Here is a 12,491-nt window from a genome sequence, read left to right as displayed (position 1 = left end):
TTTACAACGGGGCATATCCCATGCAGGACTTCCTTTCCACTGTTATTCTTCTGTTCATCGTCATCGACCCGGTGGGTCTGGCGCCCATGATCCAGGGAATGCTGAAAAAATACTCGCCCGCCCAGCAGAAGGCTATTCTGACACGGGAGCTTGTATTTGCGTTGAGCCTGCTGCTCCTTTTCTTCTTTTCCGGAAAATTCCTGCTGAACCTGCTGGGGCTGGAACCTTCCACCCTGAGCATTTCCGGAGGCATCCTGCTGTTTCTCGTAGCGCTGGGCATGGTCTTCCCCGCCAAGGATATGCTTTCTTCTTCCGGACGAGCGGACGGAAAAGACGAACCCTTCATTGTTCCCATCGCCATGCCCCTGATGGCCGGCCCCTCTTCCCTGTCCATCATTATGCTGCACGCCTCCCAGACTCCGGACAGCATTTCCCAGATGACCTATGCCGGGGCCATCGTGACCGCCTGGTTCCTCTCCGGAATGGTGCTTTTCATCGCCCAGAAGTTCCTGCGTCTGCTGGGAGAAAAAGGGACAATCGCCTTGGAACGGATGATGGGCATGGTGCTCATCATGATTTCCGTCCAGATGTTTATGAACGGCCTCGCCGGCTACGGCGTCAAATAGAAAGACGGTTCCGACCATGCTTTGGCTTCTGCACGGCAATCTGGGTTCTCCGGCGGATTGGAAACCCGTCATGGATTTTCTTCGTGCCGGAGGAGTGGAGGCTCGCGCCCTGAACCTCTGGAGGTATCTGGAATGCTGCCCCAAAAGCCTGAAGGATATGGGGCGCGTGCTTTGTTCCGAAATAGCCTCCCAGGATCGTCATCCCCTCATCTGCGGCTATTCCCTGGGGGGCAGGTTGGCCATGCAGGCCGTTTTGGCCCATCCCCCTCTCTGGAAAGGAGCCATATTCGTCAGCGCCAATCCCGGCCTGGAACATGAAGAGGAACGGGCGGCGCGGCGGGCGAAGGATGCGGAATGGGCCGTCCAATGCCTTTCCGCATCTTGGGAAAATTTTTTGAAGGAATGGGATGCCCAGGGCGTATTTGAAGGCAGTCCGCCGCCTCCGGACCGTTCTTCCCTGAAACCGTGGCGCAAATCCATCTCCCGCGCCTTTATTGACTGGTCCGTGGGCGCACAGGAAAACCTGGCCCCGCTTTTGAAGCAATCCCCTGTTCCCCAGCTGTGGATTGCCGGACAGCGCGATGCCAGATTCAGCGCCCTGGCGCGGCGCATGGCAGGAGGGCAAGCCGTCATCATCCCTCATGCCGGCCACCGGCTTCCCCTGGAAACGCCGGAAAGGCTGGCGGAATGCCTGCAACCATTTATTCTGCAAAACCTATGAACGATCCTGAAATACCAGATGCGGAAGATTTGAGAAAACTGGTGGAGGAAATCGCGCAGACCCATATCCCTTTCGGCATGTACGGTCCTGCCAAATACCCGCCCAAGGGATGTCCGCTGATGGACGTCCCCCAGGAATATCTGGCCTGGTTCCAGGCCAAAGGGTTCCCGAAAGGGAAACTGGGCCGTCTGATGGAACAGTGCCTGCTGCTGAAAGGGAACGGGCTGGACTCTCTTTTTGACCCCTTCCGGAAAGCCAACGGCGGGCGGACGAAGAAAAACGCCCGCCGCCGCGTGTGGGATTTTGAAAATGAATGACCTTCCTCTCCGGCAAATCAGGAAGGAGGAACCATCTTCACTTCCAGGCTTGCGCCCCCTTCTTCCTTAACAGCTAGCACGTAAAAAACCCCGTCCTCTTTCTTCCCACGCGTGACCACAATGGTCAGACTGCCGCGGGACAGCCTGACGCCGTCCGCCGGAACGGAAGAGATCCCCAGTTCCGCCAGGAGTTCAAGCGCTTGAATGCCGTCCCTCACACGGATGGTTTTCCCGTCGTCTGCTATCTGCTTCTTTACTTCCTGCCAGGCGGCGGCAAGCTGGCGGGGTTCCCGCTGCCGCATCTCCGCCGGAGACAAGGACGGCAGAACCATGCACAGCACGGCGGACAGGATAATCAACGGTTTCTTCATGACAGGGAGGCGGAGGGAAGCTGCTTGTCTAATGCGTTCTGGAAATTTTCCAGGGCCTGCATGGCATGGCCTGATTCTTTCCGGTCAATGTAAAGCGTCAGGCCGCAATAAGGGCACCTGATGGAGCCGGACAGCAAGTCCGGAATGGTCGTGGGGAAATACACCCCGCATTTGGGGCAGTCAAGGCCCGGAGTACGCTGGTAGGAATAAGTTGTTTTCTGGTCCATATCGTTTCTTTCAATTAATCATTCTTTTCCCGGGAAGGGACATCCTCATAATGCGGCCTGGAAGCCAGCTGGAGAAATTGGGACAGGCCGGAAGGCATGTCAGCCTGCTGCATGGAGACATGGATTTTCATGTTCGCCTGCAGGGAGGAAGAAGCCCCTCTCCCGGACTGCGGAGCCAGGGAAGCCCGAAAATTCAGCCCTTCATCCCGCTCTTTTCCGCCGGGGGACTCCACCTCTCCCCTGTTCAGGGAAAAATGTTCATTCGGCGCGGCGGCTACGGCGTCAATGATATTGATGTCAAAATCAAAATCCGCCTGTTTGATTTGCAGCAGCGGCAGCGTCACCAGGCTGACGAGCGGCACGCTGACCTTCTTTTCCGCGCCGCCGGAAGCGTCGCTGTCCGTAAAATTGAAGCTGATCAACCTCAACGCCCCGGTGGAACCGTCCACAGGATTGTAGGACTCAAAGGCCAGGGACATGAAATGCTTCATGTAGCGTTCCGTGGACATCGCATCCGCGTCAATCGTTGCGACCAGCGGCGCTGAAATCAGCTGCTGCAGGCTCATAATGTGCCCGTTCACCTTGTTATTATTTGTAGAATCACTCATCATCTATCACTATTGCGCGGACAACCCGGAAACATCATTCTGCTCCGCCAGAACGGAGGGAATGGAAGCAGGGGATATATTCAGGCGCAGGGTCTGCACGGCTTCCTCCGGCATCTTTTTCAGCTTGTCCGCCTCTACTTCCACATCCACCACCACACTGCTTTCCTGCCTGGTGAGGACGTACTTTTCCGCCAGAGCGGCCAAGAAAGAGGAAAGGCCTTCCCGGAGATTGGCGCGGCATTCCTGCCTGAGGGGGTCTCCCCGGGTTCCCAGGAACAGGTCCTCCAGCTCCGGATTATCCATGAATTCCCTTTCCGCGACGCCTGCCAGAAGCTCCAGCAGCAATCCCCTGTCCAGCCCGGGTTCCGCCTTCAGGAGCGCGCCCTCATGAGCGGAAACGGCTGCGGAAATTTTCTTCCCCAGGTAGGAGCAGAAATTCTTTTTCCACTGTTCCTCCCTGGCCAGCAGGCTTGAGAAGTCGCTTCTCGCTTCGTCGTCCGGAAGGCTGGAATGCACCACGGCCATCACAATAGAACGGATGGCAAACGCCGGCACGCGCTCTTCCAGTTCCTGCCGGAACAGGCTCCACTGCTCCGTGTCCGCAACCTGTTTCTCCTCCACCCCGGAAGTTCCCGTCACCGCATATTTCAAATCGAATTCCAGGGAGCCTATCTGGGCGCTGGGAAGCGGGAAACCGCACGCACGGCCTCTCTTCCCATACTGGCGCGCCAGTGATGCCGCGTGGCAGTTTGCCGCATGCTGCGCTTCAATAATGTCCTTCAGCAGGGATTCCACGATGAGATTAAGACGGGACATGGCTCTGGAATGGAGGAGAAATCGCTATGGTTCGGTTATCAGGCGCCTACAGCCACCTTCCTCTTGAGTTCTCCAGCGCTCACCGTGCAGTTTCTGGCGTCTTCCCTGGAAAGTGTGTATTCCTTGCCGGAATCCGTTTTCACAATCCTGGCTTCATTCCCCGCACCGTTTTCAAATATTTCCGTCGCTTCGCCTATCCGCAGGGTGATGGCTTCCGGGTCAAACAGCCCCTCCCTGTTTTTGTAGGAGGTTATCAATTTCACGGTTCCGTCGTCCTGGATGGCATGCTGCACGTCCAGGAACCCTTCCGGAGAAACGACGGAAATGCTATTGTTCAGCATCTCCAGCACCTTGGCCATCCCGGCAGGCATACTGTCCTGTCCGGCATGGACGGCTACGTCCATGGTGTATTCCACGCTGTATTTGGAATCCCTGGTCGCAGAGGAGTCCTTTTTGCTGGAATAGCTGGCATTCATGCTGCCGCGCGCCCAAAAGCACCTTGCAGAGGCGGAAACGCTGGTGTCTACGGAACTGGAGGAATTTTCCGTCTCCGTACTGGCGGCGGACGCGCTGATATTCGCCTTGAAATTGATGTCGATGGAGTTAATGGCGATATAGGGAATGGGGACGATGGTCAGAAGGGGAACCGTAATCTGAGCCATGCGGCCGTCCTTGATGAACTGGAAGGAAACGTTCACCGTCTTCTTCTCTTCCCCATCCGCGTACAGGCCCACGTTCTGGATGAATTCCCAGGAAGTCCGGGCCGCCTGGGCCTGTGCTTCCACACAGGCGACCAGGGGACCGCCGATGATGTTGCCGAAAGGCAGCGACTGCAGGGAGGAAGTCGCCGCTTCTGCTGCTGATCTGTCAATTGCCATATATTTAATTTCTATTTCTGGTTTAGATTCATTGATATGCCGCCTTCCGGCGACGTCGTGAATGATGCGGCCATTCCGTTTCTGCTTCCATCCCGCCTTTCCGGCCGTTCCATTTCGCTTTCCCGGAACGCCGCAGGAGCCCGTGCGGCAGGCCGGAACTTATTTGGAAAACGACAGCATGTTCAAACTGCCCAGCACTTTTTTCTTCATGAATTTGCTGATGGGAATGGCAACGACGCCCACCTGGAGGAAGTTGCCCGCAATGGATTCTATATGCAGCTTGTTAACCAGGTAGGAACGGTGCACGCGGATAAAATATTCCCCATCCAGATGCTCGGATACCCGCGCCAGCGGAGCGGATACCAGGATAGCCGGCATGCCGTGCACGTGCAGCGTGCAATAACTTCCGCCCGCCTCCACATACAGGATATGCTTCATCAGGATGCGCTGGAATCCGTCATTCATTTTCACGAATACCATGGGATTCCTGGATAGGGAAATCCTTGCGTTTTTCCCTGCCGGCGGGAAAAGGGCTTCATCCTTCATTTCCATGATTTCCAGCTTATCCCCCTCTTCCACCGGCTCCGGCACCGGAGCATAGCAGACCCTATCTTTTTTAGTGACTTTAATAAATTGAACGGTCATTCAAAAATCATAACAAAAACTTTAAATCATCAATAAATCTCTCAATGAATAACAAAAATGGCCTTTTGAAACCAAAATCCACTCTTTCGGATGGGAAGAGGGAACCATGCCGTTCCATGAATTCAGGGCCGTCCCCCTCCTGCACCGCTGCCTGAATCCCTCTGACGGCAACCCTGAAAAAGCCTCCTAATGGACAGATTCCATCCATCCTCCGCAAAACGGATACTCCAGGGAGCAGGAATCTTTCATGGCAACATAAAAATCAGATTCGAGCCGTGGCCAGGAAGACCACATGCATGACGGAAACCAGCGTTACAAAATACATATCCGCCTGCGCGGACGGCACAGAGGAAAAGGGGCCGGCCATGCCGAGGCTCAAAGCGCCATGCGGACACCGGGAAATACAGTCGCGGCACAAGGTGCAGCGCCGGGAAATGCGGCAGGCCCCGCCCCCGCGCGAGATGGAGAGATCACGGCAGGTGGAGGCGCACCGCATGCACCCGGTGCATGTCTCCCTGACGCGCATGCGCCACGGGGACAGCCTGCCCAGCAAACTGGCGGCCAGCCCCATGGGGCAAAACCTGCTGCAATATTCCCGCACACCGTTTTCGGAACTTTTCTTCCAGGCAAATGGAGCCGTGAGAGCTACGGCGAACGCCGCCGCCAGGGCATACCCCAGCGGAACGCCCCACACGGACAAAAGGAGGGGAATCCCCACTGCCGCAGCAAGGGAAAACCACCTCCAGTCACAGGCTTTTTTTCCACCCGGCACCGGATGCCCCTTCCTGCGGGAAGAAGCGGCGGCCAGGCAGTCCCACACCCCGAAGTAGCACAAATGGCTGCACCAGGAACTCCCGGCCATAAGGACGGATACGCTGAACAATGCCAGCATGAAAAAACCTTCTTCCCGGTAAACCGGGCCGGAAATCATCATAAACGGCACGGGAATATGGAGCTTCCCCGTCATCAGCAGGGAGGGAGCCACCGTCACTCCCAGCAGAAACTGGAGAAAAAAAGCGGAGGCAAACACGGTCCACATCACCTGCCGCCTGCGCGGAGACGTCTGCGGATTCAACAAACCTTCCGCGCAATAGCCGCCCCACCAGGCCAGGAGAAGAATCGCCAGCCCATTAGCCCCCTGCCACGGCAAGATGCGCTCCCCCATCAGCAAACGTAAAGGAACCAGCGCATCCAGCAAAAACAGAAGCAATACGGAAACGGAAAATACGCGGCTGCGGGCCAGCTCCGGGACGGGCAAATTCTTTTCTCCGCGCCTCCGCCATAGAATGGCCACCGCATGAAGCAACAGCGCGGCAGCCGGAATGGAAGTCCAGAGCAGGAAAGGCCCCCCTTCCATCATCCACAGCCTAGCCAGACGCCAGGCTTCCGCCCCCCAGAAAAGCAGGGAAACCTGCAGCAGAAACGTGACGCTCCTGCGAAGCCAGCCGCGACGGGAAAATGAAAAAAACGCCAGGCCCATGCACAAAACAATGCCCGCACACATCCCGCCGCGCAAAAAATAGGCGGCCGTTATCAAAAAACAGAACAAGGAGATGAGTCCGGGGCCGGTCATGACATCGTGGGGCCTGTCTGGTGCCCCCAACATAAGGGAAAAGACCGGTCGCGCCAGAAAAAAACGGTTCATCCGCCTGTTAAGATAGCCCCATTGCATCACGCTCCGCCGGAAACGCGAGGCAGGAAAATATTTCCGCGTCGCCGCTCCGTCCGGATTTTCCGAAACACGCGGAAGAACACCGCTCCACAGCGATGAATACTGCGGAAATACTCCGCCGGAACGGCAAGCTCCATGCGCGGCCGCCGTTTGGCCGGGCATGGAGCCGTATCAGGATGTTAAATTACAATTTTTTGGTGTTCAGCTTTTTATCCACCACTATGCCGTCCGTGAGCTTCGGCTGGAACTTCATGTCGCGACGAGCCTTGAATTTCAGCACAAACAGTTCGGAGGTTCCTTCCACAGGCTCTTTGTCTCCGATGTTGACGAAGGTGGGATACAGGGCCTTGGTCCCGTTCGTATGAAGCCTGTCGTTCGTCAGGTTCTCCATGTTCTTCATGTTCTTCACCTCCACGCCCACGAATTCCAAATCCTTGGGGTCATACGGAAGAGCGAAGCTCAGGGCATTCACCAGCCGGAGGTTCCGGCCCTTTACGGACACCTTGACGGCGTCTCCCCTGGAATACCTTTTCTTATCCGCACTAAGCAAAAGCGTTCCGTCCACGCGGACTTTCTTCTTTGCCTCCTCGGCGGCTTTTTTCTTCTCGTCGTCCCCTACCGCCTTATCCTCTTCCTCATCTTTCTTGTCGGCTTCTTCCTGCGGCTGGTCGGCTTCGTCTTCCAGCTGGGTGGCTACCACGGAAATATCGTAAGCGTCAATAAGGCCATTCTTGTTGATGTCCCCGTTACTGATGTAGCCTTCAAAGTCGGAATCGCCTTTCCGCAGGCCCGTATAGTTGATGTAGGAAGTCAGGTCATTCCGGTCAATCTTGCCGTCGTTGTTGATATCGCCCGGCAAATAGCTTTCCGTACCCGGAACCTTGAAAACGTAGATTTCCCTGCCGGAGCCGTAATCACCCGCGCTTTCCGTGACATGAAGCTTGATATAGCGCGCCGTGGGAGCATCCTTGAAGCCGAATATCTTCACGTCTCCATTTTTATCCCACTGGAATGTTCCTGCCTTCGTCCAGTTCTCCCGGTCCATGCTGTAATAAACAGCGCCTTTCAGCAGCGTTCCGTTGCCGCCGTCCTCGCGGGGAACGTAATGAAACTTCTCAAGCCTGTTAATCGTTTTCAGGTCCATGACCAGGTCAAACGGAACAGCCTTCGCATCATGCTTCGTGTGCCACACATCCTTTTCCTTGAAATCAAACAGCTTCGCCAGGGAGCTGCCCTGGTTTTCCACGCTCGTTTCACCTTCGATTCCCGGAATGGCGAACTCAAGCGGATTGGCTTTCGTCTTCGCGCTGACGGCCGTCCACGCGGAATGGCCGTCCCGGTTGGCGGCCCGCACCTTGAAGGAATAAGGAGTCTCGGCCTCCAAATCCTCAAACAGGAATTCCGTTCCCTTGATGGTGGTGTACAGCATTCCTCCAAACTCGATTTCATAAAAATCGGCGTTCGGGACGGCGTCCCACGTAGGCTTCAGGGTATAGGCCGCCGCGTTTTCCTCCGTCACCGCGGCATTGGCGGGAGCGGTCAGGGCTCCGGAAGAAAGGCGATACTTTTCAGCCGGTTCAAACCGGAACCCTTCCACGGAAAGCACCGTAGGGGCCGCCGTGATATCTGCTGCGGCCAGCTTCACCAGCAATTGCGGATTCCCGGCGATCACCTTTTTTTCAAAATCGCTGCCTTTCGTTGCGAACCTGTTCAGGTTGGGAGCCCGGTCATAAAAATAAACATTCTCCCTGGATTTGAAATCCTCCAGGGAATTCGCTTCCGCCAGGTTGATGCTGTTTTCCCCAATTTTGGCGGAAACCCCGGACGGCTTCTGCGTCACATTGATGCGGAATTCCGTGGCCTTCTTTTTCTGGAAACCGTCGAAATCCCCCACCGCCGGATGAACAGTGACGGTCACGTTGTTTTTGCCGTCCACCCTGGACTCCACCAGAGTGCGGACGCCCCTGCCGGTTCTGTATTCCTCCGTCACGCCATCGTCGTCATACGTGGTAAAGGAGGTGCTGCCGTGCGGATAAAGTTCGTAAATGCGCAGATTGGGATTGATTTCCGAGACATTGTTGCTCGGGTTCGCCATAGGGATGATCGCGCCGTTTTTAACGAACACGGGCAACTTCCACAAAGGAGCATCAACATCATTGTAAATCTTGCCGCCCTCATACAAATCCCCGGTGAAATAATCAATCCACTGCCCTTCCGGCAGGTAAATGCCATGGCGGACGTCATTCCCCTCCTTATCCGCCCTGGTTTCCTGGTAAACGGGCGCCACCAGGAAGTAAGGGCCGTAGAGGAACTGGTACTGCGTCGCTTTGCCCAGCGTGTAGGGATTGGGATATTCCAGGAACATGGCCCGGATCATGGGCAGGCCGGAAACTGATTCCTCCGCAATGCTGTAAGCGTACGGAAGCAGTTCCGACTTGAGCTTGAGGTACCATCGGTTGATGGAGGTGTAAGGTTCCCCGAAAGCATGGGGATACTTCTCATTGGCTCCCCAGCCGTCCATGTTCAGCTCCATGGGGGTGAACGTTTTCCACTGGAAATCGCGGACGTTCACCAACGGGTTCTTTCCGCCGAAAATGCCGTCCATGTCCGAACAGATATTGGGCTGCCCGGAAAGGCCGGAGCCGATGTAGGTGGGAATATGGAAACGGATATACTCCCAGACGCCGCCCGTCTGGTCGCCCGACCAAATGCCGGCATACCGCTGGGTTCCGGCCCAGCCGTCCAGGGAAATAATGAACGGGCGGCTGTTATTCCCGTAGTAAGTCATGATCTGGGCTACGTCCGTAATACCGTTCAGACCGAAGGAATAGCCCGCGCCTACCCAGGCGACGTCCGTCTTCAGCACGCGCACTCCGGCGTCCCGCACTTCCTTCACGATATCGCGCTGGAGCAAAGCGCTGATTTCCGGCTTGGGATGCAGGTCGGACTGGGTCCACAAACCGATTTCCACGCCGTTTTTCCTGGCGTAGTCCGCCAGGCTCTTCAAATTCGCAATATTGCCGTCCAGGGTATCCGTCTGGCCGTACCCGGCTCCGTAGCCGTCGTTCGGCAGAAGCCATCCCAGCGGCATGTCATGGGCCTTGTAACGGTCCACGACGGCGCGGCCGGAAAACTGGTAATTATTCAATTCCCCGTTCAGGGATTCCTTAATGCCTCCGTTATCCTTCTGGCTTTCCTTGTACCGTTTCCCGTCCTCAAACAGGATGCCTTTTTCATCTTCCTTCCAGTAATCCCGGTTATAGGCGTTCAGGTGGCCCTGGTAAAAGGCGAACTTGGGCAGCAGAACGGGAGCGCCGGTAAGCTGGTAGAAATCCCTCAAAAGGCTGACCGGCCCGTCGCTGACCATGAAAAAGACATCCAGATAATTTTCATCATGCGAGAGGTTCACCAGATTCTCTTCCCTGGAACCGAAATCATACTGCCCTTTCTTGAAGGTATGCCACATGACGCCGTACCCGCCGGTGGACCAGTAAAAGGGAGTGGGGGAAGCCACGCCGCCATCCGTCCAGCTGTTCTGGTTTTCTATGGAAATGACCTTTCCCTTGTGGGAAAAACGGCCGTTCTGTACGCCGCCGCCGTAAAAATATTCGTCCGGCTTCGCCTTCAGGGAAAAGCTGGTTTTGCCCTTTCCAAAAAGCACGGGGGACGCCTGCTCCACCACCACGGAATGATCCTTCAGATTGATCACCTTGAAAAGAGAGGTCTTTTTATTTATCTCAATCCTGACCTTCCCCGTAGTGATGACAACCGCATCGCCCTGCTGGTCCACATCCAGCCGGGAAACCGGCCTCCGGGGACTGTCCGCCAGAATGCGGGCTTCCGGTTCCGCCTTGGGATCTCGGATAATACCGCCTCTGTCATCCCGGAAAATCCGAAAAACATTGTCTCCGTAAAAATCGAGCGTCATCCGGCGGTTGTTGTCAAGCAACACTTCCACGGCGGCAGGATTGATTTTTCTGGCGCCTTCAACGGCCTGGGCCTGTTGCTCCGAAACCGGTTCTTCCGATGCGGCAAGCGCGAAGCCCGAGAAGGAAATGGACAATCCGAAAGCCAGCAGGACGGACTTCCGGAACATGCCATGGTCTATTGAGTTTCCCATTATTGTAGTGTTTTATATTATTCAGCGGAACGGCGTTGCGGGAAGAATGCAAACGGTCGTCTCCTGAAGGGCAGCAGACCGCTTTCATTCATCATGCCGTCTAATGGCGCAGGTTATCTTGCCGCACCATACCCTTTGTCCGCAACCGTAACAAGGCCAAAGACGGCAGTAACGGCGCACGATCGCTCCACACGTTCATAAAATACCTGTTCATAAAAGGTTGCCTTTCCAAGATGACGTTATTTCTTCTCCACGGCATAAAACCGTAATATGAATCCGGCAGGCTGAAGCCATTATTGTACCCCCGGCAATACATTCCCTAGGCACCGGAAACTGCCTGCATGTGCCAATAGGAATACCGCGGACAACAGAACAGCTGAAAAAAGATGCATTCCTGTTTATTGCCGTTCGGAACAGAAGATTATTTTCTGTATTCCTGGCCCGGCTATCAATCCGGAACGAACCGTTCCGCTCCAGACAGAATGCCGCAGGCTGTCCGGCGACAGGGAGCGGGCGTCACGCCGACAACCTGAACTCGCTCGGGGAATATCCCGTATTCTTCTTGAACATGCGGCTCAGGTGATGGGGATACTTGAACCCCAGTTCATAGGCGATTTCACTAACGGATTTATTGGTGGCGCAAAGGAGCTCCTTGGCTTTGTCCACCAGCTTGATATGGATATGCTCCTGGGGAGTTTTTCCCGTCTCTTTCTTGACGAGATCACCGAAATAGTTGGCGGAGAGATGCAGTTCATCCGCGAAATACTGCACATAGGGCAGACCCCATTCCTGAGGCTTGTCTCCCTCGAAGTAGGAATCCAGCAGACGTTCGAACTCCGTCAGCACATCCCTGTTCACATTCTCGCGGGTAATGAACTGGCGGTCGTAAAAACGCATGCAGTGGTTCAGGAGAACTTCGATGTTGGCTGTCACGATGGACTTGGTATGCCGGTCAACGCCCCGTTCCAGTTCCTCCCGGATCTCCGTCAGGCCGTTCAGGAATAAATTCCTTTCCCTCTCCGACATATGGAGGGACTCGGAAGCGTCATAGGAAAAAAAGGTATAGTCCTTCATCCTGCGTCCCAGGGAGGTGCCGCGGAGCAAATCGGGATGGAACAGGAGGGCATGGCCCTCTACCCGGAAATATTCCCCGTTGTCATCATTGCCCAGCACCTGGCCGGGAGATACGAAGACAAGAGTTCCCTCCTGGTAATCATAATAATGTCTTCCGTACCGCAGGTCTCCGCATTTCAGGTCTTTCAGGAAAACGGCATAGAACCCGTAAGCCTTGCGGGCATGCCGCAGCGGCGGGACCCTGGAAAAATCAACGACGCTGACCAGCGGGTGCAGCGTTTCCTGCCCCAAAAAGGAGTTGTAGTCCCCTACGGAATCCATGTTCAGAATAATGCCCATGCCCTTTCTCTGCTTTTGACCGGAGCATAGCAGGAAGGGAGCCGGCTATCCAGCTCATTCCGGGAACCTGTAATCAT

Annotated in this window: 12 protein-coding genes; 3 read left to right on the top strand and 9 right to left on the bottom strand. The window is 55.5% G+C overall.

Annotation, left to right across the window (positions count from 1 at the left end; genetic code table 11):
* Positions 1-20: 20 nt before the first annotated feature.
* The 3 genes from WW58_RS00755 to WW58_RS00745 are packed head-to-tail and all read left to right on the top strand — an operon-like array spanning position 21 to position 1,664.
* Positions 21-626, top strand: a complete 606-nt coding sequence (locus WW58_RS00755) for a MarC family protein (RefSeq protein WP_012420059.1) — start codon at positions 21-23, stop codon at positions 624-626.
* Between the two features lie 16 nt (positions 627-642).
* Complete coding sequence (locus WW58_RS00750) at positions 643-1,347, top strand: alpha/beta fold hydrolase (RefSeq protein WP_046434480.1); 705 nt, start codon at positions 643-645, stop codon at positions 1,345-1,347.
* Positions 1,344-1,664 carry a DUF3820 family protein gene (locus WW58_RS00745; protein ID WP_012420057.1) on the top strand — a complete coding sequence of 107 codons (321 nt, stop codon included), beginning with the start codon at positions 1,344-1,346 and terminating at the stop codon, positions 1,662-1,664. The genes WW58_RS00750 and WW58_RS00745 overlap by 4 nt, the downstream gene beginning before the upstream one ends.
* A gap of 17 nt (positions 1,665-1,681) precedes the next feature.
* Here WW58_RS00745 and WW58_RS00740 read toward each other — a convergent pair whose 3' ends face one another.
* The 9 genes from WW58_RS00740 to WW58_RS00700 all read right to left on the bottom strand — a co-directional run bounded on the left by WW58_RS00740 (position 1,682) and on the right by WW58_RS00700 (position 12,414).
* Positions 1,682-2,035, bottom strand: a complete 354-nt coding sequence (locus tag WW58_RS00740) for a hypothetical protein (protein ID WP_046434477.1) — start codon at positions 2,033-2,035, stop codon at positions 1,682-1,684.
* On the bottom strand, positions 2,032-2,262 hold the full coding sequence (locus tag WW58_RS00735) for a hypothetical protein (protein ID WP_012420055.1): 231 nt from the start codon (positions 2,260-2,262) through the stop codon (positions 2,032-2,034). Before WW58_RS00735 ends, WW58_RS00740 begins: the two co-directional genes overlap by 4 nt.
* A 14-nt stretch (positions 2,263-2,276) precedes the next feature.
* On the bottom strand, positions 2,277-2,870 hold the full coding sequence (locus WW58_RS00730; protein ID WP_042448886.1) for a DUF2589 domain-containing protein: 594 nt from the start codon (positions 2,868-2,870) through the stop codon (positions 2,277-2,279).
* A gap of 9 nt (positions 2,871-2,879) precedes the next feature.
* Complete coding sequence (locus WW58_RS00725) at positions 2,880-3,686, bottom strand: hypothetical protein (RefSeq protein WP_046434476.1); 807 nt, start codon at positions 3,684-3,686, stop codon at positions 2,880-2,882.
* A gap of 38 nt (positions 3,687-3,724) precedes the next feature.
* Positions 3,725-4,564, bottom strand: a complete 840-nt coding sequence (locus WW58_RS00720) for a DUF2589 domain-containing protein (RefSeq protein ID WP_012420052.1) — start codon at positions 4,562-4,564, stop codon at positions 3,725-3,727.
* A gap of 159 nt (positions 4,565-4,723) precedes the next feature.
* Positions 4,724-5,209, bottom strand: a complete 486-nt coding sequence (locus tag WW58_RS00715; RefSeq protein WP_065528652.1) for a LytR/AlgR family response regulator transcription factor — start codon at positions 5,207-5,209, stop codon at positions 4,724-4,726.
* Between the two features lie 262 nt (positions 5,210-5,471).
* Positions 5,472-6,815 (bottom strand): 4Fe-4S binding protein, encoded by a 1,344-nt coding sequence (locus tag WW58_RS00710; protein ID WP_219723616.1) that lies wholly within the window; start codon positions 6,813-6,815, stop codon positions 5,472-5,474.
* A gap of 250 nt (positions 6,816-7,065) precedes the next feature.
* Positions 7,066-11,001, bottom strand: a complete 3,936-nt coding sequence (locus WW58_RS00705; RefSeq protein WP_046434471.1) for a TIM-barrel domain-containing protein — start codon at positions 10,999-11,001, stop codon at positions 7,066-7,068.
* A gap of 516 nt (positions 11,002-11,517) precedes the next feature.
* A complete protein-coding gene (locus WW58_RS00700) occupies positions 11,518-12,414 on the bottom strand; it encodes a helix-turn-helix domain-containing protein (protein ID WP_046434469.1) in 897 nt (298 codons plus the stop codon).
* Positions 12,415-12,491 lie beyond the last annotated feature (77 nt).

Origin of the sequence: Akkermansia sp. UNK.MGS-1 (assembly GCF_000980515.1) — a bacterium.
Taxonomy (GTDB): Bacteria; Verrucomicrobiota; Verrucomicrobiia; order Verrucomicrobiales; family Akkermansiaceae; genus Akkermansia; species Akkermansia muciniphila.
The sequence above is the reverse complement of the archived record's forward strand: the minus strand, read 5'-3'. Positions and strand labels throughout refer to the sequence as shown.